Raw genomic sequence first — 21,271 nt, 5'->3', positions numbered from 1 at the left:
CGGTCAAGGCAACAGTCTGGCATGGTAAGTCGCGGTGTCGGGCGGGACAAGCGTGCGGTTTTACATTAGGCTGGCGCCAGCACGGGGCAGGTGGCCTGAAGCGACAGTCCGGGGGACGCTGAACGACATGCAGGAGAGGTTGGAATCCTTTGGTGGGGCGGGGTCGAAGCTGGTCTTCGCCCATGCCAACGGCTATCCCCCCGGCAGTTACAGGCGCCTGCTGGCACCGCTCGCCGAACACTTCAGCGTCAGCGGCTATCGCCATCGGCCGCTGTGGTCGCGGGAACCGGCGCCGGCGCGCGCCAACTGGCGCCAGTTTGCCGATGACCTGATTGCCACGCTGGAACACAGTGACGGCGAGCCGGTCTGGATAATGGGGCACTCGCTGGGCGGGGTTGTGGCCATGCTGGCAGCCTGCAAGCGCCCGGAACTGTTCCGTGGCCTGGTGTTGCTCGACCCGGTGTTCATGCCGATGCGCCTGGCGTTGGGCCTCAACCTTACGCCGCGCAGCCGTCTGGCCAGGATTCCGATGGTGCGCCGCGCTCTGCGGCGACCGGGCCGGTTTTCCAGTGTGCAGCAGGCCTACGCGTTCCATCGCGATAAGCGTGCCTACAGCGGAATTTCGGATGACGTTCTCTGGGATTACATCCGTGCCGGTGTGCGCGCCACGGCGGACGGCGATTGGGAACTGGCCTACTCCGGTGCCTGGGAGGCCGCTGTGTATTCCTCGCTGCCGCTGGTGTGGCCGCGCCTGTGGAAACTGCGCCTGCCCACCCTGGGTCTGCGCGGCGAGCACTCGGACATCCTTTCCGCCGCCGGGCTGCGACGCTGGGCGGCACTGCAGCCGGCTGCGGAACTGGATACCCTGCCCGGTGGGCACCTGTTTCCGCTGGAACACCCGGATGCCACGGCCCGGCGCGTGCTGGATTTTCTTGCGCGGCAGCCGGCCTGATGCTGCACCGTATCTGGCTCGGGTTCTTCCTGCTGGCATTTGTTGCCGCGCTGGTGCAATGGCTGCTGGCCGGCGATGCGGCGGTCTTTCAGCGGATGGTCAGCAGCCTGTTCGACATGGCAGCGCTGGCCGTGGAGCTGGCTATTGGACTCATCGGGCTGATGGCCTTCTGGCTGGGCGTGGTCGCCGTCGGTGAAGCGTCGGGCCTTGTTGATCGGCTGGCGCGACTGCTGTCGCCGTTATTTACCCGGCTGATGCCCGACGTCCCGCGTGGGCACCCGGCGATCTCCTCCATGACCCTCAACCTGTCGGCCAATATTCTCGGGCTGGACAACGCCGCCACGCCCCTCGGTATCAAGGCAATGAAGGATCTGCAGACCCTGAACCCGCGCCCGGAGGTTGCCACCAATGCGCAGATCCTGTTTCTGGTGCTGAACACTTCGTCGGTGACGCTGTTTCCGGTGACGATATTGCTGTACCGCGCCCAGATGGGTGCGGAGGACCCGGCAGCCGTGTTCATTCCCATTCTCATCGCGACCAGCTGTTCGACCCTGGCAGGCCTGCTGGTGACTGCCTGGGTGCAGCGTATCCGCCTGCGCGACACGGTTGTACTGGGCTTCCTCGGCGGTGCCTTTGCCCTGTTGCTGGCGCTGGTGGGCTGGTTCTCCACGCTCGGTGCCGATGCCCTGCAGCGGCAGTCCAGCCTGATCAGTAATCTGCTGATCGTGAGCCTGATCATGCTGTTTCTGGTCGTTGCGCACCGGCGCGCGGTGAATGTCTACGACACCTTTATCGAAGGCGCCAAACAGGGGTTTGAGACGGCCATCGGCATCATTCCCTATTTGCTGGCGATGCTGGTGGCGATCGGTGTATTCCGCGCCAGCGGGGCGCTGGACCTGGTGTTGGGCCTGCTGCGCGGCGGTGTGCAGTTTCTCGGCTTTGACACCCTGTGGGTGGACGCCATGCCGACCGCCCTGATGAAACCGCTGTCGGGTTCCGGCGCGCGGGCCATGATGATCGACACCATGAACACCTTTGGTGTCGATTCATTCCAGGGGCGCCTGGCGGCAACGATGCAGGGTTCCACGGAGACGACGTTCTACACGCTGGCGGTGTACTTTGGTGCGGTGGGCATCCGCCGCGCTCGCCACGCCCTCGGCTGTGGTCTTGCGGCGGATGCGGCCGGTATTGTGGCCGCTATCGTGGTCGCCTACTGGTTCTACACCTGAGTGCCCGTCACAAAAGTTTCATCAAGCTTCGGCAGCAAGTGTCTTTACTGCGTCTGCGGGCGCGCTAGACTGGTCGTTTTTACTGAGGCTCAAACATGACGGACTCCCACAATTCCCTGCAGAGGCGGTTGGCGGATCTCGACGAGAGCCTGTTCATCCCCCGGGAAATCAGCTGGTTGTCCTTCAACGCGCGGGTGCTGCAGGAAGCCGCGGACGAGACCGTGCCGGTGATCGAGCGGCTGCGTTACCTCGGTATTTTCTCCAACAATATGGACGAATTCTTTCGCGTTCGGGTGGCAGAGGTGCGACGCCTGATCACGGTTTCAGACGCCACCTCGAAGCAGCGTGCCAAGGATCTGCTGGCGGCCATCCTCAAGCGCGTCGTGGAGCTGCAAAAGCAGTTTGAGAAAACCTACAACGCCGTGCTGCGTGACCTGCGTGCGCGGCAGATCTACATGGTCAACGAACGCCAGCTCGACCCGGGCCAGGCCGCGTTTGTGCAGGCCTATTTCACCCGCACGGTATTACCCGAACTGGAGCCGATTCTGCTGCGTGATGGCCAGGCTATCCCCGCCCTGAATGACGAGTCCATCTACCTCGCGCTGGATATCCGCTCGGGTGAGGACTACAACTACGCGGTCGTGGAGGTCCCCACGGACCGGCTCGACCGTTTCGTGCAGATACCCAAGCGCAAGGGACGGGCCGGCAAGGTGTTTATCGCCCTCGATAATGTGATTCGTTTCTGCCTGCCGCAGATGTTTCGTGGTGTGTTCCACATTGACGAAGCGGCGGCCTACTGCTTCAAGTTCTCGCGCGACGCGGAGCTGGAGATCGACCCGGGTATTACGGAAAGCCTCATCGACAAAATGGAGAGCAGCCTGAAGCAGCGACGCAAGGCGGAAGCGGTGCGCTTTGTCTACGACGCGGCCATGCCGCAGCGGCTACTGGACTATCTCTGTTCCCGTTTCGGCTTTGGCAAGTACGACAGCCTGATCCCGGGCGGCCGCTACCACAATTCCAAGGACTTCATGTCCTTCCCGAACGTGGGCCCAAAGTACCTGGAGTTCAGGCCCCTGCCGCCGATTCGCCTGCCGCGCCTGGATGAGCCCGGCAGCCTGTTTGACAACATTCGCGAGCAGGACGTGTTCCTGTACTACCCCTACCATCCCTTCGATTACATTATCGACCTGCTCAAAACTGCGGCACTCGATCCCAATGTGTCGACAATCAAAATCTGCCTTTACCGGGTTGCCAAGGTGTCGCGCGTTATTGATGCGCTGGTCAATGCGGTGCAGAACGGCAAGCGCGTGCTCGCGGTGGTGGAGCTTGCGGCGCGGTTTGATGAAGCGGCCAACATCAGCTGGGCCCAGCGTCTTACCGAAAACGGTATCGACGTGATCTTTGGCATTCCCGGCCTCAAGGTGCACAGTAAACTGTTGCTCATTGAACGCCGCGAAGAGGGCCAGATCCGCTATTACAGCCATATTGGCACCGGCAACTTCAACGAAAAGACCGCGCGCCTGTATACCGATTTCACATTGCTGACCTACGATCAGAATATTGGTCGCGATATCTACGATGTGTTTGATTTCCTGCAGTTCACCTACAAGCGGCCGCGCTACAGAACACTGCTGGTGTCTCCGCACAGCACGCGACCGGGCCTGATGCACCTGGTAGAGCAGGAGATCGCCAACGCCCGTGCCGGTTACCGGGCGGAGATGACCCTGAAGTGCAACAATCTGGTGGACAACCAGCTGGTGATGAAGCTCTACGAGGCCTCCGATGCGGGTGTCAAGATCAGGCTGATCATTCGCGGCATGTGCTCGCTGCTGCCCGGCGTGCGGGGGATCTCGGAAAATATCGAAGCCATCAGCATCGTCGACCGTTTTCTTGAGCACCCCCGGGCTTACGTGTTTTACAACCGGGGCAATCCGCGTTACCTGCTGGGTTCCGCTGACCTGATGACGCGCAATCTCGACTACCGGGTTGAGGTGCTGTGCCCGATCCGCGACCGGGCCGCACAGCGGGTTTTGCAGGATATCCTCGATCAGCAGTGGCACGATAACGTCAAGGCCCGCATCATCGACCAACATCAGGTGAACGAATACGTACCCCGGCGCGCCAAGGCGGCGATGATCCGCTCCCAGGAATCGATTCACCGCTACCTTTCCAGCGGTAAATTGCCCCGCTATCCGAAGACCCCTGCGGCGGTCAGTAAACCGCAGCGCCGGCGCAAGCGGCACTAGCTGCGCCGACGCTGCAAACAATCTTCGCTCTGTTAAGTTTTCTCTAAGTTTCGTACCTCACACTGTCTCCCAATGAGTCCATTGTGAGGTACGACAGTGACCGCTTTCCTGCACAGCATCCCGAACGGTGGCACCCTCAGCGTCTTTCAGGCCGCTGCAGGTGTGGCGGATGCCCCGTTTGCCCTCTGCGCCTGCGAGGAGATGCACCCGCGCCGCGAGCGCGTGGAGCGCTATATCGGCAGCGTCTTTCAGGCTGCCTGGGGCGCGCGCGTGCTCTCGTTTCTGCCGCTGCTCTGTAGCCTTGAGCGCGACGGAACGCTGCAGGCCGCACTGGGCCTGCGCAGCGCCAACCGGGGTCCACTTTTCTGTGAACAGTATCTTGATGTCCCGGCCACGTCTGCGGTTGATGCCCTGCACGGAGGCCGCTGCAGCCGTGGCGATGTCCTGGAGCTGGGTAACCTCGCGGCCTCTGAGCCGGGGCAGGGTGCACTGCTGTATCTGCTGGTCACTGCAGCGATATATGAGGCGGGTATCCGCTATCTCATCTTCGCCGCGAACCGCGCGGTGCGGCTTTCCATCTGCCGCAGTGGCTTTACGCCACAGGCCGTTGGCGCCGCGCGCCCGGAGCGCCTGGGCGCCGCGGCGCGCGACTGGGGGCGGTACTACGAAGGCGATCCGCAGGTGATGATCGGCGACATGCGCCTGACCCACCAGCAGGCGTGGTCGCGGCCGACGATGGCGGCCGAACTGCAGCGTTATGCTGCAACCATCTCTGCCCTCGCGGCCACCCTTCGCGAGCACGCCGGGTGAGTGCGCTGGAGCAGGTTCTGGCACGCCGCGCGGTACAGGATCCGCAGTCGGTGGTGCTGGAGGATGGTCAACTGACGGTCACTGCGGCAGACCTGGTGAGTGATGTTGCCCGGCTGGCGGCCTGTCTGCGCGCATCCGGCCTGCAACGCATTGCGCTGCTTGCGGAAAACTCGGTGAACTGGGTGCGTGTCGACCTCGCGGCACAGGCGGCCGGTGTCTGTCTGGTGCCACTGCCGACGTTTTTCAGCGCTGGCCAGCGCGCCCACGTGTTGCAGGCATCCGGAGCGCAGGCGGTGATTGCCAGCCCCGCGCTGTATCCATCGGTGGCAACGCTGCCCGGTGCGGGTGAGTGGGAGGATCTGCCCTTTGGCCTCAGCGTGCTCCGGCTTGACGTGGGCGCAGGCGGTGCTATACCGCCCGGGACGGCCAAAATCACGTTCACCTCAGGCTCCACCGGCAACCCCAAGGGGGTCTGTCTTTCTACTCAGCAGTGCCTGCGGGTAGCGCAGTCGCTGGCAGCAGGCGTGGGATTGACGGCACCTCGTCATCTCTCGCTGTTGCCCTTAAGCACGTTGCTGGAAAATATCGCCGGTGTGTATATGCCACTGCTGGCGGGCGGTAGTATCGTCTTGCCGCCGCCGGCTGAACTGGGTCTCGCTGGCAGCTCCGGCGTCGATGCAAAACGCCTGCTGGGCGGCCTCGCGCGCATCAACCCACAGACCCTGATCGTCATCCCGCAATTGCTGACGCTCTTTGATCAGGCCCTGGGGGGCGGCTGGCAGGCGCCACCGGCGCTCGCATTTGTGGCCGTCGGCGGCGCACGCGTTGCGCCAGACCTGCTACGCCGGGTCAGACAGGCAGGGTTGCCCGTGTATGAAGGCTACGGCCTGTCGGAATGTGCGTCTGTGGTCAGCCTGAATACCCCGGATGCGGATCGCCCGGGCACCAGTGGGCGGGTACTGCCGCACGTCCGGGTCAGCGTCAGCGCGGGGGAGCTTGTGGTCGATGGCAACCGTTTCCTTGGCTACCTTGATGACCCCCGGAGCTGGCAGTCCGGCCCCGTTGCAACCGGCGATCTGGGCCATATTGATGCGGACGGCTTCCTGGCCGTATCCGGTCGTCGCAAGCATCTGCTTATCAGCAGTTTTGGCCGCAACATCTCTCCGGAATGGGTGGAAAGCGAATTGCTGGCAGACGGCTGCCTGCGCCAGGTCGTGGTGCTGGGTGATGACCGACCCTTCTGCGTTGCCCTGGTCTACCCGACGCGGGCTGATTGCAGCGATACAGAGATTGCCGCCAGCATCGCCGCCGCCAACGCGGGCCTGCCGGACTACGCCCGTGCACAACGCTGGATTCGCCTGCCATCGCCGCTGTCCGCCGAGAATGGACTGCTTACCGAAAACGGGCGACCGCGCCGGGACCGGATTGCGGCGCACTTCGCTGCGTCGCTCGACACCTGTTATCTACCCGAAAAGGAGTTGCTGGCAACATGAACGATTCAGGCAATGGTTTCTTCCAGACGCTGCAGAATGCCACCCTCGCAGAGCGTGAGGCCCTGGTGGCCACGGACCTGGTGCGTGATGCACTGGCCGGGAAGCTGACGACGGAGCGCTACGTTGCGTTTCTGGTACAGGCCTATCACCACGTCCGGCATACCGTACCCCTGCTGATGGCGGCGGGGGCGCGTATGCCTGGAGACAAGGAGTGGCTGCGCACGGCGCTGGCTGAATACATCGAGGAGGAACTCGGTCATCAGGAATGGATCCTCAACGATATCGAAGCCTGCGGCTATGACCGCGACAGGGCCCGCCTGAGCGTACCCAATCGCGCGACCGAGTTGATGGTTGCCTACGCCTATCACGTTATCGATCGGGTAAATCCGGTGGGCTTTTTTGGCATGGTTCACGTGCTGGAAGGGACCTCCATTCGTGTCGCCGACAGCGCTGCGGACGCGATCGCGGTATCCACCGGCCTGCCGCGCAAGGCCTTCAGCTATCTGCGTTCCCACGGAGCCCTGGACATCGAGCACGTACAGTTTTTTGAAAACCTGATGAACCGTATCGACCAGCCGGAAGATCAGCGGCAGATACTGCATTGCGCGCGTATCTTTTATCACCTGTATGCGGATGTGTTCCGCAGCGTCAGCGCCGATCAGGCGCAGCGCCTCGCAGCGTAGGTGGCGGCATGCATATTTCAGGTCAACGCGTTCTGCTCACCGGCGCCGCAGGGGGCATCGGCCAGGCCTGCGCGCGTGCGCTGGCGGAGGCCGGCGCATCGCTGCTGCTCGTGTCGCGCAATGGCGGTGTGCTAAACGCATTGCGCACATCGCTACCGGGTGATGGCCACCGCGTGCTGGTGGCCGACCTTGGTACTCCCGCGGGGCGGGCGGCGGTCATCGCCGCCGCTCAGGATGTCGATGGATTGATCAACAACGCCGGTGTCAATCATTTCGGCCTGTTTGCCGAGCAGGAGGAATCGCAATGGCGCCAGACGCTGGAACTGAACCTCTTGGTGCCCATGCTGCTCTTGCAGGGCTTGTTGCCGGTTCTACAGGCGCGGCGGGGCTGGGTGGTCAACGTGGGTTCCGCATTTGGCAGCATCGGCTTTCCGGGTTACGCGGCCTACAGCGCGAGCAAATTCGGCTTGCGTGGATTCACCGAGGCGCTGCGCCGCGAGCTCGCCGGCAGCGGCGTGAGCCTGCACTACCTTGCGCCCAGAGCGACAGCGACGGATATGAATGCAGGGCCCACAGCGGCGATGAACGCCGAACTGGGTACAGCCGTGGATGATCCCGATCGTGTGGCGGCTGAGTTGCTGGCGCTGTTGCACTCGGCGCGGGGCGTTCGATTTGTGGGCTGGCCCGAGCGCTTCTTCATCAAGCTGAACGGCCTCTTTCCGTCGCTGGTGGAAAAGTCACTGGTCAAGCAGTTGCCGGTTATTCGCCGTCACGCGCTGGCTGCCCGAGGTGCCGGCGAGTAAACTGCCCAGATGCGTATTCTCCTGGTTGAAGATGACAGATCCCTCGCCGCCGGCCTTCAGGCCGCGCTGAGCCGGGAGGGGTTTGCCGTGAACCATGTGGCCTCGGGCGGGCAGGCACTGGCCGCCGTGCGGGCGGAGGCGCCGGATATGGTGGTACTGGATCTGGGGCTGCCGGACATGGATGGGCTGCAGGTGCTGCGAGCGGTGCGCGAGACGCACCGCAGCCTGCCGGTCCTGTTGTTGACCGCTCGGGACGGGGCTGACGATAAAGTGCGCGGCTTGGATCACGGTGCCGACGACTACATGGCGAAACCCTTCGATGTGAAGGAGCTGGCCGCCCGCCTGCGGGTCATAGAACGGCGCCTGTCGAACACAGCAGCAAGCAGCTGTCTCACGGTGGGTCATGTCGCCCTGGATACTGCAGCGCATACGGTCGTCGTCGGAGACCAGCCCCTCGATCTCCCGCGGCGCGAATACATGCTACTGAAAGCGTTGATGGAGAGCGTCGGCAAGGTCCTGACACGCGAGTCTCTGGAGGGACGTCTCTACAGCTGGGGCGAGGAAGTGAGCAGCAACGCGCTGGAAGTACATATTCACCACCTGCGCAAGAAACTTCCGGACGACTTTATCAAGACCGTGCGGGGTATCGGCTACACCGTGCCGCGGCAATGAAATCGATACGCCGTTCTCTGGTTACCATGCTGATCGCAGCGTTTACGCTGGTGTCTTTTGTGGCCGCACTGAACGGTTACCGGGCCAGCATGGACAAGGCGGAGGCACTGCTGGATGCACAGCTTCAGTATTCTGCGGAGATTCTCATCGGCCTCGGGAGTGGCGATATACCGTCTCAATCACCGGGCAGCGGCGTCGAAGGCTTTGTCTTCCAGATATGGGAGGATGAGCGCCCGGTGCTGCGCTCTGCTGCGGCGCCGGACGCGCCGATTGCGGCGTTTGCTGCAGGTTACCGGTACGCCAATTTCGGTGGATATCGCTGGCGCACATTGACGGTTGCCATGGGGGACCAGCGTTGGGGGATGGTGGCAGAGCGGGCGGATGTTCGCCACACGCTGGCCGAGAGCGTTGTGCTGGAATCCGTGATTCCCCTCCTGCTCTGGTTACCGGTAGCGGCATTGCTGATCTGGGTGCTGGTAGGCTGGGGGTTGGCGCCGCTGCGGGAGCTCAGCGAGCAGATCAATCGCAAGGCCACGGACGACCTCACCCCGCTTCCTGATACGGATCCGCCCACCGAGCTGCAGCAGGTGATTACCTCGACCAACGGCCTTCTGCTGCGTCTGGCTGCTGCGCTGCAGCGGGAAAAGCACTTCGCCTCACATGCCGCCCACGAGTTGCGGACGCCGATCAGCGCCCTGAAAATTCACCTGCACAATCTGGAAAATGAAGTTCCGGCGGGCAGCAGTGCGCTGCAACATGCCACCGAGGGCATCGAGCGTATGCACCACCTGGTCGAACAGCTGCTGGACCTGGCGCGCACGCAGCCGGAGTTGATCAAGGCCAACTTCCAGACCGTTGATTTGCATACCCTCGCACAGCGGGTCACCGCCGAAATGTGGCCCGCGTTCGAATCGCGTCACCAGTCGCTGTCGCTGCAGGGCGAGTCCGCCGTGATGCAGGGTGACGAGACCATGCTGGCGATTCTGCTGCGCAACCTGCTCGACAATGCGCGCAAGTATACGCCTGAGGGCGGCGAAATTGCGGTGTTTGCCGGCAGCCGTGCCGGTGTGCCTTTGCTGGAGGTAGCCGACAGCGGGCCGGGAATCCCCTGCGCTGAGCGGGAGCGCGTTTTTGAGCGGTTTTACCGGGTCGGCACCAGTGCCAGTGAGAGTATCGCCGGGGCCGGCCTGGGTCTGGCGATCACCCAGCATATCGTCCAACTGCACAGTGCAAAGGTGCAGCTGGCCGACAGCCCTCTGGGCAGTGGGCTGGCCGTCACGGTGCAGTTTCCAGTCGAGAGGGGCGCATCGTGAAGCGTGCGCAGCAATGGGCCTGCGCTGTGCTGTGTGGCCTCGCGGCGGCTATGGTGCAGGCGCGTACACCGGTTTTTGAGCTGGAAATTCGCGATCACCTGTTCATACCCGAGGAAATCGTTATTCCCGCCAATACCAAGGTGAAACTGGTGGTCATCAACCATGATGTCACGCCGGAGGAGTTCGAGAGTTACGAATTGAATCGCGAGAAGGTCATTCTCGGAGGCAGCAAGGCCAATATCTTCATCGGGCCATTGGCACCCGGCGTCTACCCCTTTTTTGGTGAATTCAATCCACGTACGGCGCAGGGCAGGGTGGTGGTGGAATGAGGGCCTGTCGTGTTTCTTAACTCCGTGGTTATCGTCTTGCGCGAGGTGCTGGAGGCGGCGGTGCTGGTCAGTGCCCTGCTGGCCCTCGCACGCAGTATCCGCCTTGGAAACCGCTGGTTGTGGCTCGCCGTGCCGTTGGCAGCGGCGGGTGTGACGCTTTACGCCTCGTTTCTCGCGAGGATTACCGATGCGCTGGAGGGCGCAGGTCAGGAGGTGGTGAATGCCAGTCTGCAAGCGGGCGTGTACCTGCTGCTGGTGCCCATTCTCGCGTGCAGTTGGCGTGCACACAGGCGACCGCGCCTGCTGATGATACTGATGGCATTTGCCATCAGCCTGGCCATTGTGCGCGAGTGCGCAGAGATACAGATCTACGTGCGTGCCTTTGCCGCACTCGGTGAACACGCGGCTGCCGTCTGGGCAGGCAGTGCCCTGGGTATGGGCATAGGCATCAGTGCCGGAGTGTTGGTCTACGGCGCCCTGCGAGCCTTGCCGCAGCGCTGGGCACTGGGGGGCTGCTGTGCCGCCCTGGCCCTGATTGGCGCCGGCATGCTGATGCAGGCCACCCTGTTGCTGGAACAGGTGGACTGGTTACCGGACCAGGCCCCGCTCTGGGACAGCTCGGGGCTGCTCAGCGAACAATCGTTTTTGGGTGAACTGCTGTACGCCGTACTGGGCTACGAAGCCACGCCCGGGGCGCTGCAGGTGGGCCTGTATCTGGGCAGTCTGGCGCTGGCTGGTGTTGCGCTCTGGTGGGGCAGTAAAGGGAGGGCAGGACATGCGGTCGGGGAATAGCTGCAGGGGGTTGATGCTGGCGGTTTTGACGGTGTTTCCGGCGGTCACCCTGGCTGACGGCAGTGTTGTCGACAAGGTCTATCACCCCTATGTGGAACAGCTGGAATGGGAGCTGGAGTGGCGCGCCGTGCAGGAACACAATCCCCCCGGCAGCGCGGCACAGCGCCAGGCTACACACCGTGTCGGTCTGGGCCGAGCCGTGTCGGAGTTTGTGTTTGCCGAAGCGTATCTGGTCGGCCGGGAAGGCAGCGACAGCGGATTCACCATCGACGCCTGGGAGTTGGAGGCATTGTGGCAACTGTCAGAGCAGGGGGAGTATCTGCTCGATTATGGGCTGCTGTTCGAGTTGGAAAAGTATCGCCACGAAGAAATCTGGGAGTACTCCACCACCTTGCTACTGGAGCGGGAACTGGGCCGCTTTAGTGCGACAGCCAACCTCGGGGTCATCTACGAGTGGGGCGATGACATTGAAGACGAGTTCGAAACCGCCGCCGCGCTGCAGGCGCGCTACCGTCATTCCCCGCTGCTGGAGCCAGCGCTGGAGCTTTATCTGGGCGAAGACACCCGGGCACTGGGCCCCATGCTGCTGGGCATGGCGCGCCTGGGCAGCCGCCAGGCGCTGCGCTGGGAGGCAGGCGTTGTCTGGGGCCTGGATGCAACCACCGCAGACTACACGCTGCGCGCGGTGCTGGAGTACGAGTTCTGAGCGAGCAGGGGCAACTGCTGCAGCAGGGCCTGCGAAACGAAGTACACCATGAAGTTGGCATAGGCGATGGCGGGATAATGACCGCTGCCATACAACCAGAACTGGCCGATCATGCCATCGGCGACCGTTGCCATGGCGGCACCCAGAGCGACCCAGCGACCGCGGCGGCCAAAGGCCAGCCCTATCCACAGTGCGCAGGGCAGCATGAGCGCGATCAGGATCGAGTAGGCACCCGTAAGCCAGGCAATGTAGGCGGCAGTGCCTGGCAGGAGTACCTGGAAGAAGGCGAAAAGACCGCCAGCGGCGGCGAGCAGCAGCGGCACTGCACGCCACCGTGGAGACACCCGATCCCGGGTTGCCAGCCAGACGGCGGCCAGCAGCAGCGCGTAGCCCGGGAAGAAGAACCAGACTGAATCCGCCAGATAGCTGTGCTGGACGACGTTGTCGTAGCTGTAGAAGCGCGCCGGGACATTGCGGTTCACGGCGTCGCCGAGCAGACACACAGCGAGCCCCGCGACGGTGAGGTCTGCGACCGCAGGGCGCCCTGCCGTGCTGGTCTGGTAGACCCAGCGGCGAATGCGCCAGCCATTCCACAGCAGGCCGCCCAGCAGACTCATTTCCAGCGCTGCGAGCAGGATCTTCCAGGCGCCACTCTCCACCCCCGCCGCCCAGAATGCGCTTTGCAACAGGATGATGGCAGTGCACAGCAGCCAGGGCAGCCGGCGCAGGGAGTTCGGTGGTGCGGCATCGCCGGCGTCCGCGGACTGGTGCATGTCGAGCCTCAGTCCTCGCCGGTCACAAAGGGAATGTAGTCGCCGTAACCGGCGGCCGCCATCTCCTCAAGCGGGATGAAGCGCATCGCCGCCGAGTTCATGCAGTAGCGCAGTCCTGTGGGTGCGGGGCCGTCATCAAATACATGACCGAGATGGGAGTCCGCGTAGCGGCTGCGAATTTCTGTGCGCGCCATGAAAAAGCTGCTGTCGTCCCGTTCCACAACACTGTCTTGGCTGATCGGTTGCGTGAAACTGGGCCACCCGGTGCCTGATGTGTATTTGTCGCGCGAGGAAAACAAAGGCTCTCCGGATACGATGTCCACGTAGATGCCTGCCCGCTTTTCGTCCCAGTAGGCGTTGTTGAAGGCCCGCTCGGTGCCATCCTGGCGCGCCACCCGGAACTGTTCGGGGGTGAGGCGCTGGCGCAGGACTTCGTCAGAGGGGCGCACGAAACGTTCAGGATCGAAGGCCGTTTGCTTGCCCCCTGCTGTAGGCGCAGGACGAAAACGGGAGAAATCAAGCGTCTGCTCCTCCCCCCAGACCCGGTCTATGAACTGATAGCGCCCCGAATTGAAGGTGTAGAACTGGTAGCGCAGTGGATTCTTGCTGGCGTAATCCTGGTGGTAGTCTTCAGCATCGTAGAATGCCGTGAACGGCGTAATGTCGATGACCACAGGTGTGTCGTAGCGGCCAGAAGCCTCCAGCGCATCCCGTGACGCCTGCGCGACGCGCTGCTGCTCCTCGGAGTGATAGAAAATGGCCGGGCGGTACTGGCGGCCTCGATCAACGAATTGCCCGTCCGCGTCGGTGGGGTCCATAAAGCGCCAGAAGCCCTCCACCAAACCCTCGTAGGTGATCACGGTGGGGTCATAGTACACCTGCACCGCTTCGGTATGGCCGGTTTTGCCAGCGGAGACCTGCTTGTAGTCCGGGTTCTTTTCGGTGCCGCCGCTGTAGCCGGAAACTGCCTCCACAACGCCGGGTATCTTCTCAAAGCCCTCTTCCACGCACCAGAAGCAACCGCCGGCAAAGGTTGCCACGGCGAGGCCCGTATCGGCGGGCGCATAGGCGGATCGGGTGTGGCCGGGTGAGGCTGCGACAAAGGCGGCCAGCAGCAGGGCCGCCAGTCTGAGGGTATAACGCATGGTGTGCTCCTTTGAGAGAGGTCGCGCTTGCTACGCGCTGCAACGCTCAGGCGATGACAACACGGCGGCGGTCAGCAGTAGACCCCGTTACCGGTCGCGGAGTTCCATCGGGTGGTGGCAGTGATTTATTTGAGCAGGGAGCCCAGCAGCCCGCGAAACAGCTTGCGGCCCAGACTGCTGCCGGCGGCAGAGCCGAGGCTGCGGGCCATACTCTTGATAAACGCCTCGCTGGTGCTCTGGCGTCCACCTGTGCCGCGGGTTTTCGCTTTGGCGGATTTTTGCGTCGCGTCCTGAGCGCTCGCGGCTTCAACTCTCTCGCGCAACACCTCGTGGGCAGAGCGGGGGTCAACCGGCTCGGCATAGCGGCGCTGGTTGGGGTCGTGTGCCAGAACCGCAGCGCGCTCCTGCGGACTCGCAGGCCCCATGCGTGAGCACGGTGGGCGAATCAGCACGCGCTGCACGGGCGCCGGAATGCCCTTGTCCTGCAGCAGGGACACCAGCGCTTCGCCGACGCCCAGTTCGGTGATGGCGGTGACCGTATCCAGTGCCGGGTTCTCGCGAAATGACTGCGCGGCCACGCGCACGGCTTTCTGTTCACGGGGTGTGTAGGCCCGCAGCGCGTGCTGGATACGGTTCCCCAACTGACCCAGTACCGAATCCGGTATATCGCTGGGGCTCTGGCTGATGAAGTAGACACCGACACCCTTTGAGCGAATCAGGCGCACGACCTGCTCGATCTTTTCCAGCAGTGCGCGCGGCACATCGCGGAACAGCAGGTGCGCTTCATCGAAAAAGAACACCAGCACGGGCTGCTCGGGGTCCCCGAGTTCGGGCAGTGTTTCAAACAACTCGGAGAGCAACCAGAGCAGGAACGTGGAGTACACGCGCGGGCTCTGGATGAGGGTGTTGGCGGCAAGCAGGTTGATCACCCCGCGGCCGTCTCGGGTGGTTTGCATGAAGTCCTTGAGTTCCAGTGAGGGCTCGCCGAAAAACGCGCGTCCCCCCTCGCGCTCAAGCACCAGCAACCGGCGCAGAATGGCGTTTACCGAAGCCTTGGCGACACCGAAGCCTGCTCCCAGTTCCGAGCCGTGCTCTGCGAGATACTCCAGGGTTGTGCGCAGGTCAGCTAGATCCACCAGCAGCAGGCCCTCGCTGTCGGCGAACTCGAAGACCACGTTCATCACACCTTCCTGGGTGTCATTGAGGTCCAGCAGGCGGGCAAGCAGCGCGGGGCCCATTTCGGTGACGGTGGTGCGCACCGGAGTCCCGGCCTCCCCGAACACATCCCAGAAAGCGACGGGAAAGCCGCGCTGCTGGTAGCCGGTAATCCCGATGTACTGGTTCCGTTCATCCACTTTGGGGTGTGGCGTTCCCGCCTGGCTGATACCGGAGAGATCGCCTTTGACATCCGCCATGAACACGGGCACACCGCGGTCAGAGAAGCTCTCTGCGAGACACTGCAGGGTGACGGTTTTCCCGGTTCCGGTAGCGCCGGCAATCAGGCCGTGGCGGTTGGCGTAGCGTGGCAGCAGGCCGCACTGTCCTTCGGCGTTGCCGCCAATCAGAATTTGCTCGTTCATTACTGGCGTGTCACCCTTTTGTGCTTTTGCTACCCGCCGTTTTCGGCTTGCTCGTGCGCTTTGGCCTGGCGCGCGGCGCGGCCTTGCTGCCAGCGGCCTGACGGGATTTCGGTTTGGTTTTGGCCGCGGTCTTGGTCTTGGTTGCGGTCTTCGTTGATGCCCTGGCGGCGCTGCCGGCTGCCGCTTTTACCCTGCTACGGCCCGGGCGTCTGGGGGCCACGCGCAGCCCCGCCAGTTCCTCCAGCTCTGTCAGCGCTTCCTCGAGGTAGTCGATAATGCGCTGCACCTGGGGCATGGAGCGCCGGCAGGCGACGATGCCGAAATCCAGCTGCTTGCGATAGCTCACCAGTGTGATGTTCATGGCGAAACCATCGAAGACAATGGATGCCGGGTATACGCCTTCCAGGCTGGCGCCGTTCCAGTAGAGCTGCTCACGCGGTCCGGGGACGTTGGATATCACGGTGCTGAAGGCGGGAAAGTTGGCCGCAACGCCGAGCACGGAGGTGAGCAGGGCGGGTATCTGGGTAATCTGCATGAACAGCGTCGCCTCGCGTTGCGACATGCTGCGCAACAGTGCCTTGCCCGCCGCCATTGAGGCCTGGATCTTGCGCAGCCGCTGTTCCGGATCGGCGACGTCGGTTGCCAGGTCGGCGGTAATGAACCCTATGGCATTGGATGAATCCAGATCGCTCTCTTCCCGGAGTGAGACCGGGGCCATCGCCTTCAGTGAGTGCGCGGGGTTTTCGCCCAGGTTGGCAAGGTGGCGCCGCAGGGCACCTGCACACATCGCCAGCACGATATCGTTGACGGTGGCATTGGTCGCCTTGCAAACGCTGCGTACACGTTCGAACTCGAAGGACTGGGCAACGAAACGCCTGGACCCGCTGACATTGGTGTTGATTGAGGTGCGCGGCACCTGATGCCAGGGCACGGCGAGGTTACCACTGCGGCCAAAGAACGCGCCGCCAAACTGGCGAAAGGCGCTGACCAGGTTCGTTGTGGTGTCGTACTGCTGGCGCAGTGCTTCCAGCACGGTCTTCAGCTCCCGCCCGCGCGGCTCCACACGCTCCACGGGGGGTGGCAGTCGGCTGGCCTTGTAGCGCTCGAAGGCTTCGAAGGACATTGCGGAGTGGCGTGCTCGACTGCGGGGGCTGGTGGAGTACATGGCGTTCATCATGTGCATCGCCGAGGCGCCGTCGGTCGCCGCGTGATGGCATTTGCTGTACACGGCAAACTGGTTGTTGCGCAGGCCTTCGATGAGATGCAGTTCCCAGAGTGGCCGCGTGCGGTCAAGCAGCGTGCTGTGCAGCCTCGACACCAGCATGAACAGCTCACGATAGCGGCCGGGTTGGGGCAGGGCGGAGTGGCGCACGTGGTAGTCAATGTCGAAGTGCTCATCCTTCTCCCAATACAGCCGCAGGGGACCTGCGCGACCGGTGGTGACATACTCACCAAACGGCCGCCGATACTCCTCTTCGGTGCGCAGGGCGGCAAGCACCTGTTGCAGAAACTCGCGCTGGTCTACGCCCTTCGGGTAATTGAACAGGTGCAGTCCGCCCACATGCATGGGGGTCTGACGCTTCTCCATCAGCAGAAAGCCGGCATCGGCGAGGTTGACTGGGCGCATGGGGGATGACCTTTCGTTATTCTGTTTGACCAAACAATAGCGTCAATGCGGCTATCCGCAAAGGCCTGATTTCGTGATTACAGCCAGCGCACCCTCCGGAACAGCGTCAGCATGCCCACCGCCAGGAGTGCCATCAGCCCCAGAACCACAAAGTAACCGTAGCGGAACTGCAGCTCGGGCATGTGCTGGAAATTCATGCCATACAGACCCGCGACAAAACTCAGCGGGACAAAAATCGCTGTGATGATGGTGAGGATCTTCATGGTTTGGTTGAGTTGGTGGGAGGTGATCGATATATGGCTCTCGACGAGGTCGCCGCAGATCTCGTAGTACATCGAGCACAGGGTTCGCAGCCGTTCGCAACGGTCGAAGAGGTCGCGCCGCACGTGGTGGCTCTTGTCCTTGCCGGCACCCAGGTGAACAGTGCCACTGTGCAGAATGTGCTCGGCCAGCGCTTCATGGTAGTTGAAAATGCGCAGCAGCTTGCGCAATCGCGAGCGGTAGATCACCAGTTCTTTCATCACGGTATCGGTCTGGTCGGTCAGCAGGGCGTCCTCCAGTCCGGCCAGCGTGTCCTCAAAATCCATGAGCTTTTCCAGGTATCGCCCACCCACGTAGTGCAGAATACGCAGCGCGAGGACATTGGGCGTTTTCAGCAGGGACTGCTGTTCCTCGCTGTCCCAGAAGTGGTTTACACTGACGGCGGTGCCAGGATGGCTGGTAATGAGAATCCGCTTGCCCACCCACATGCCGACCGGCATCGGCTGTAATTCCAGGTTGTCGTCCAGGCTGGTCATGCCGCGAAACAGGATGAACGTGTCGTGGTCGAACTCTTCCACCTTGGGCGGATGCCGGGTGCGGGCGCAGTCAGAGACAGCGAGCCGGTCACAATTGAGTGAAGCGAGCAACTCCTGCCGCTCTGCGGTCAGCTCGCCCTCCATGTCCAGCCAGAGTACGCTGCTCTCCTGTTCCCGCCAGGCGGCGATCAACGATTCGTCGCCTGTCTGGTACTGCCCTTGCGGTGAGAGTAATTTTGCCCTGATCATGTGTCCGTGACCCTTCAAGGAACCCTGCATGGAACAGCTTAACCGAATCCTCAATGCGCCTCTAATCGTATTTGGCGACGTTGCCATTACCCTGGCCCAGGTGCTGACCGTTCTGGCCCTGCTGGTGGGCGGGATCTTTTTCGTGCTCTGGAGCGGTCGCTTCCTGCGCTCGCGCATGCTCAAGCGCAACCTCGATCCGAACGTGGTGCAGCTGGCCTTCCGTGCCTACCTGATCCTCGGCATGGCCATTGTCGGCATGTCGACGCTGGATTTGCTGAGTGTGCCGCTGGCAGCGTTCGCGTTTGTCTCGGGCGCCGTCGCGATCGGGTTTGGCTTCGGTGCGCAGAACATCATCAACAACTTTATCAGTGGCTGGATACTGATGTGGGAACGGCCCATCAAGATCGGTGATTTTCTCGAGCTTGGCGACGTGCGCGGAACGGTGGAGTCGATCAACACCCGCTCAACGCGTATCCGGCGAGTCGACGGCGTACACCTGTTGATTCCCAACAGCCAGCTGCTCGAAAACACCGTGACCAACTGGACGCTGGTGGACGACCTGGTGCGTACCGCGGTGCGGGTCGGTGTCGCCTACGACAGCGATGTACGGCTTACCGAGACATTGATGTACCGCGTCGCCGAGAAGCACCCCAACGTCTTGAAGACACCGGAGCCGATGGTGATATTCGATAACTTCGGCGACAGCTCGCTGGAGTTCGAACTCAATTTCTGGGTGCACTCCACCGCCGAGCGCGGCTTGCGCATGATTCGCAGCGATCTTCGCTTCCAGATCGATGCGCTGTTCCGCGAACATGGGCTGGTTATCGCCTTCCCGCAGCGGGATGTGCACCTGAATGGTGAGCTTCGCCTGTTGAACTCCTGAGGCAGTGGGCTTGCCTTGGTCTCGGCGCCGCCCGCGTGCTTGCACTATACTGGGGGCATGAAAAGGTATCCCTTACACCGCTGTCTCGCCCAGCTGCGCCTGTTGCTGCTGGCCTGGGTGCTCGCGTCCCCCGCTGCTGCGGCGCAGGTCTGGGTGATTCATATCGACGGTCCCATCGGGCCGGCAAGCGCGGACCACATGACTCGCTCGTTGGAGCGCGCCATCGCTGCGAACGCCGAGGCGGTTGTACTGCGCATCGACACACCGGGCGGCCTGGACAGCGCCATGCGCGACATGATCAAGGCGGTCCTGGCGGCGCCGGTCCCGGTGCTGGGGTACGTGGGCCCCAGCGGAGCGCGCGCAGCCAGCGCCGGCACGTACCTGCTCTATGCCACACACATCGCGGCCATGGCGCCCGGGACCAACCTGGGGTCGGCGACGCCGGTGCAGCTTGGCGGTGGCGGTCTGCCGGGGTTGCCGGGCGCGGGTGAGGAGGAACAGGGCGCAGCGCCGCCGCCCGCCGCCGGTAGTACAGCGATGGAGCGCAAGGTGGTGAACGATGCGGTGGCCTACATCCGCAGCCTCGCGCAGCTGCGCGGACGCAATGGTGACTGGGCGGAGCGCGCGGTACGCGACGGGGTCAGCCTGCCGGCAGAGGACGCACTGGCCGCCGGGGTCATCGATCAACTGGCGGACTCGATCCCCCTGCTGTTGCAGGGCGTGCACGGGACAGCGGTTGATGTGGGGGATGCTTCGCGGGTTCTCGACACGGCTGGCGCGGCCATCGTGGATCAGGCGCCGGACTGGCGCAGTGAGTTCCTCGCTGTCATCACCAACCCGAACATCGCGTATATCCTGCTGCTGGTCGGTATCTACGGGCTGGTCATTGAGTTCTACAATCCGGGTATCGGTCTGCCCGGTATCGTTGGCGCCGTGAGCCTGCTGATTGCCCTGTATGCCCTGCAGATGCTGCCCGTCAGCTACGCCGGTATGGGCCTGCTGTTGCTCGGCGTCGCCCTGATGGCGGCCGAAGCCTTTGCGCCCAGCTTCGGGGTGTTGGGGCTGGGTGGCGCTGCCGCCTTCGTGACAGGTTCGATCATGCTGATGGATACCAACCTGCCCGCCTACCAACTGGCACTGCCTATCGTCCTCGCAGTCACCGTATTCAGTGTCGGCTTGCTGGTGTTCGCCCTGGGCATGGTTTTGCGCGCGCGCAAGCACGCGGTGGTCAGTGGTGTGCAGCGCCTGGTGGGCATGACGACACAGGTGGCACGCCTGCACGATGGCGAGGCCTGGGTATGGCTGGATGGGGAACTCTGGCATGCGCGCAGCGAGGCCCCCCTGCAACCTGACGAGCCAGTCGTTGTGCTGGCAATCGACGGCCTGACTGCGGTCGTCCGCCGTCAATCCGAACAATCTCCAGAGAAAGGACAAGCCTGATGTTCGAGATCGAGATGTTTACCGGCGCTTTTGTTGTGCTCGCGATAGTGCTGCTGTTGTCCATGTTTCGCGTGCTGCGCGAATATGAGCGGGGTGTGATTTTCATGCTGGGCCGTTTCTACAAGGTGAAAGGCCCCGGGCTGATCATCATCATTCCCGTGCTGCAGCAGATGGTGCGCGTGGACCTGCGTACCCTGGTCATGGATGTGCCCACCCAGGACGTGATTTCCCGCGACAACGTGTCGGTACAGGTCAACGCCGTGATCTATTTCCGTGTGGTTGATCCGGAGCGGGCCATCATCCAGGTGGAGAACTACCTTGAGGCAACGAGCCAGCTGTCCCAGACGACGCTGCGCTCGGTGCTGGGGCAGCACGATCTCGATGACATGCTCGCCGAGCGTGATCGTTTGAACGACGACATTCAGTCCATTCTCGACAAGCAGACGGAGGCCTGGGGTGTGAAGGTGGCCAACGTCGAGATCAAGCATGTGGATCTCAACGAGTCCATGGTGCGGGCGATTGCGAAACAGGCGGAGGCTGAGCGCGAACGTCGGGCCAAGGTGATCCACGCCATCGGTGAGGCCGAGGCTGCCGAGAAACTGGCTGAAGCCGCCAAGATGCTGGCCACTGAAGAGTCCGCAATCCAGCTTCGGTATCTGCAGACGCTGGTGGAGATTGCCGGTGACAAGAGTTCGACGATTGTGTTCCCGCTGCCGGTGGATATCATGAAGAAATTTACCTCCTAGACA

At 62.8% G+C, this 21,271-nt stretch carries 20 protein-coding genes and 1 pseudogene; 15 read left to right on the top strand and 6 right to left on the bottom strand.

Going from position 1 to position 21,271, the window contains the following annotated elements:
* Positions 1–127 precede the first annotated feature (127 nt).
* The 12 genes from AACZ17_RS00545 (at position 128) to AACZ17_RS00490 (ending at position 12,028) form a co-directional block, all read left to right on the top strand.
* Positions 128–952, top strand: a complete 825-nt coding sequence (locus AACZ17_RS00545) for an alpha/beta hydrolase (protein ID WP_290743867.1) — start codon at positions 128–130, stop codon at positions 950–952.
* A complete protein-coding gene (locus tag AACZ17_RS00540; protein WP_290743865.1) occupies positions 952–2,181 on the top strand; it encodes a spore maturation protein in 1,230 nt (409 codons plus the stop codon). Before AACZ17_RS00545 ends, AACZ17_RS00540 begins: the two co-directional genes overlap by 1 nt.
* A 95-nt stretch (positions 2,182–2,276) precedes the next feature.
* Positions 2,277–4,427 carry a polyphosphate kinase 1 gene (gene ppk1 / locus AACZ17_RS00535; protein WP_290743863.1) on the top strand — a complete coding sequence of 717 codons (2,151 nt, stop codon included), beginning with the start codon at positions 2,277–2,279 and terminating at the stop codon, positions 4,425–4,427.
* Between the two features lie 96 nt (positions 4,428–4,523).
* Positions 4,524–5,237 carry a thermostable hemolysin gene (locus tag AACZ17_RS00530; RefSeq protein WP_290743861.1) on the top strand — a complete coding sequence of 238 codons (714 nt, stop codon included), beginning with the start codon at positions 4,524–4,526 and terminating at the stop codon, positions 5,235–5,237.
* Positions 5,234–6,730, top strand: a complete 1,497-nt coding sequence (locus tag AACZ17_RS00525; RefSeq protein ID WP_290743859.1) for an AMP-binding protein — start codon at positions 5,234–5,236, stop codon at positions 6,728–6,730. Before AACZ17_RS00530 ends, AACZ17_RS00525 begins: the two co-directional genes overlap by 4 nt.
* Positions 6,727–7,413, top strand: coding sequence for an iron-containing redox enzyme family protein (locus AACZ17_RS00520; RefSeq protein WP_290743858.1), 687 nt, complete (start codon positions 6,727–6,729; stop codon positions 7,411–7,413). The genes AACZ17_RS00525 and AACZ17_RS00520 overlap by 4 nt, the downstream gene beginning before the upstream one ends.
* Before the next feature lie 8 nt (positions 7,414–7,421).
* Positions 7,422–8,216: an SDR family oxidoreductase gene (locus tag AACZ17_RS00515; protein ID WP_290743856.1), complete on the top strand. Its 795-nt coding sequence runs from the start codon at positions 7,422–7,424 to the stop codon at positions 8,214–8,216.
* Between the two features lie 9 nt (positions 8,217–8,225).
* On the top strand, positions 8,226–8,888 hold the full coding sequence (locus AACZ17_RS00510; protein WP_290743854.1) for a response regulator transcription factor: 663 nt from the start codon (positions 8,226–8,228) through the stop codon (positions 8,886–8,888).
* Positions 8,885–10,201, top strand: coding sequence for an ATP-binding protein (locus tag AACZ17_RS00505; protein ID WP_290743852.1), 1,317 nt, complete (start codon positions 8,885–8,887; stop codon positions 10,199–10,201). Before AACZ17_RS00510 ends, AACZ17_RS00505 begins: the two co-directional genes overlap by 4 nt.
* Before the next feature lie 26 nt (positions 10,202–10,227).
* Entirely contained in the window at positions 10,228–10,530 is a 303-nt protein-coding gene (locus tag AACZ17_RS00500; RefSeq protein ID WP_290744834.1) for a cupredoxin domain-containing protein, read from the top strand.
* Between the two features lie 9 nt (positions 10,531–10,539).
* Complete coding sequence (locus AACZ17_RS00495) at positions 10,540–11,322, top strand: FTR1 family protein (RefSeq protein WP_290743849.1); 783 nt, start codon at positions 10,540–10,542, stop codon at positions 11,320–11,322.
* A 13-nt stretch (positions 11,323–11,335) separates the two neighbouring features.
* Positions 11,336–12,028: a hypothetical protein gene (locus AACZ17_RS00490; RefSeq protein WP_290743842.1), complete on the top strand. Its 693-nt coding sequence runs from the start codon at positions 11,336–11,338 to the stop codon at positions 12,026–12,028.
* Here the strand turns inward: AACZ17_RS00490 and AACZ17_RS00485 are convergent.
* From AACZ17_RS00485 to AACZ17_RS00460, 6 genes and pseudogenes are all read right to left on the bottom strand, one after another.
* Positions 11,992–12,801 carry a hypothetical protein gene (locus AACZ17_RS00485; protein WP_290743836.1) on the bottom strand — a complete coding sequence of 270 codons (810 nt, stop codon included), beginning with the start codon at positions 12,799–12,801 and terminating at the stop codon, positions 11,992–11,994. The genes AACZ17_RS00490 and AACZ17_RS00485 overlap by 37 nt on opposite strands.
* A gap of 8 nt (positions 12,802–12,809) precedes the next feature.
* A complete protein-coding gene (gene msrB, locus AACZ17_RS00480) occupies positions 12,810–13,250 on the bottom strand; it encodes a peptide-methionine (R)-S-oxide reductase MsrB (protein ID WP_290744832.1) in 441 nt (146 codons plus the stop codon).
* Positions 13,251–13,397: 147 nt separating this feature from the next.
* Positions 13,398–13,946 (bottom strand): annotated as a pseudogene (msrA, locus tag AACZ17_RS00475) (peptide-methionine (S)-S-oxide reductase MsrA); the annotation flags it as partial.
* A 125-nt stretch (positions 13,947–14,071) separates the two neighbouring features.
* Positions 14,072–15,526, bottom strand: a complete 1,455-nt coding sequence (locus AACZ17_RS00470) for a helicase HerA-like domain-containing protein (protein ID WP_290743829.1) — start codon at positions 15,524–15,526, stop codon at positions 14,072–14,074.
* Between the two features lie 10 nt (positions 15,527–15,536).
* Positions 15,537–17,153: a wax ester/triacylglycerol synthase family O-acyltransferase gene (locus AACZ17_RS00465; RefSeq protein ID WP_290743825.1), complete on the bottom strand. Its 1,617-nt coding sequence runs from the start codon at positions 17,151–17,153 to the stop codon at positions 15,537–15,539.
* 77 nt (positions 17,154–17,230) lie between these two features.
* Positions 17,231–18,199, bottom strand: coding sequence for a magnesium transporter CorA family protein (locus AACZ17_RS00460; protein WP_290743823.1), 969 nt, complete (start codon positions 18,197–18,199; stop codon positions 17,231–17,233).
* A 28-nt stretch (positions 18,200–18,227) separates the two neighbouring features.
* Here AACZ17_RS00460 and AACZ17_RS00455 point away from each other — a divergent pair, with 28 nt between their 5' ends.
* Genes AACZ17_RS00455 through AACZ17_RS00445 form a run of 3 tightly spaced genes read left to right on the top strand, consistent with a single transcriptional unit; the run spans position 18,228 to position 21,268 of the window.
* Complete coding sequence (locus AACZ17_RS00455) at positions 18,228–19,082, top strand: mechanosensitive ion channel domain-containing protein (protein WP_290743821.1); 855 nt, start codon at positions 18,228–18,230, stop codon at positions 19,080–19,082.
* 57 nt (positions 19,083–19,139) lie between these two features.
* On the top strand, positions 19,140–20,522 hold the full coding sequence (locus AACZ17_RS00450) for a nodulation protein NfeD (RefSeq protein ID WP_290743819.1): 1,383 nt from the start codon (positions 19,140–19,142) through the stop codon (positions 20,520–20,522).
* Complete coding sequence (locus tag AACZ17_RS00445; protein WP_290743817.1) at positions 20,522–21,268, top strand: slipin family protein; 747 nt, start codon at positions 20,522–20,524, stop codon at positions 21,266–21,268. Before AACZ17_RS00450 ends, AACZ17_RS00445 begins: the two co-directional genes overlap by 1 nt.
* The last annotated feature ends 3 nt before the right edge of the window (positions 21,269–21,271 follow it).

This window comes from uncultured Haliea sp., assembly GCF_963973825.1.
In the GTDB taxonomy this organism is placed as follows: domain Bacteria; phylum Pseudomonadota; class Gammaproteobacteria; order Pseudomonadales; family Halieaceae; genus Haliea.
This window is presented reverse-complemented; position numbering and strand designations above follow the sequence as displayed.

Coding starts and splice junctions, on each gene's coding strand:
- AACZ17_RS00545 (WP_290743867.1), top strand. CDS start 128: ATGCAGGAGAGGTTGGAATCCTTTGGTGGGGCGGGGTCGAAGCTGGTC.
- AACZ17_RS00540 (WP_290743865.1), top strand. CDS start 952: ATGCTGCACCGTATCTGGCTCGGGTTCTTCCTGCTGGCATTTGTTGCC.
- ppk1 (WP_290743863.1), top strand. CDS start 2,277: ATGACGGACTCCCACAATTCCCTGCAGAGGCGGTTGGCGGATCTCGAC.
- AACZ17_RS00520 (WP_290743858.1), top strand. CDS start 6,727: ATGAACGATTCAGGCAATGGTTTCTTCCAGACGCTGCAGAATGCCACC.
- AACZ17_RS00515 (WP_290743856.1), top strand. CDS start 7,422: ATGCATATTTCAGGTCAACGCGTTCTGCTCACCGGCGCCGCAGGGGGC.
- AACZ17_RS00510 (WP_290743854.1), top strand. CDS start 8,226: ATGCGTATTCTCCTGGTTGAAGATGACAGATCCCTCGCCGCCGGCCTT.
- AACZ17_RS00505 (WP_290743852.1), top strand. CDS start 8,885: ATGAAATCGATACGCCGTTCTCTGGTTACCATGCTGATCGCAGCGTTT.
- AACZ17_RS00490 (WP_290743842.1), top strand. CDS start 11,336: ATGCTGGCGGTTTTGACGGTGTTTCCGGCGGTCACCCTGGCTGACGGC.
- AACZ17_RS00485 (WP_290743836.1), bottom strand. CDS start 12,801: ATGCACCAGTCCGCGGACGCCGGCGATGCCGCACCACCGAACTCCCTG.
- AACZ17_RS00470 (WP_290743829.1), bottom strand. CDS start 15,526: ATGAACGAGCAAATTCTGATTGGCGGCAACGCCGAAGGACAGTGCGGC.
- AACZ17_RS00465 (WP_290743825.1), bottom strand. CDS start 17,153: ATGCGCCCAGTCAACCTCGCCGATGCCGGCTTTCTGCTGATGGAGAAG.
- AACZ17_RS00460 (WP_290743823.1), bottom strand. CDS start 18,199: ATGATCAGGGCAAAATTACTCTCACCGCAAGGGCAGTACCAGACAGGC.
- AACZ17_RS00455 (WP_290743821.1), top strand. CDS start 18,228: ATGGAACAGCTTAACCGAATCCTCAATGCGCCTCTAATCGTATTTGGC.
- AACZ17_RS00450 (WP_290743819.1), top strand. CDS start 19,140: ATGAAAAGGTATCCCTTACACCGCTGTCTCGCCCAGCTGCGCCTGTTG.
- AACZ17_RS00445 (WP_290743817.1), top strand. CDS start 20,522: ATGTTCGAGATCGAGATGTTTACCGGCGCTTTTGTTGTGCTCGCGATA.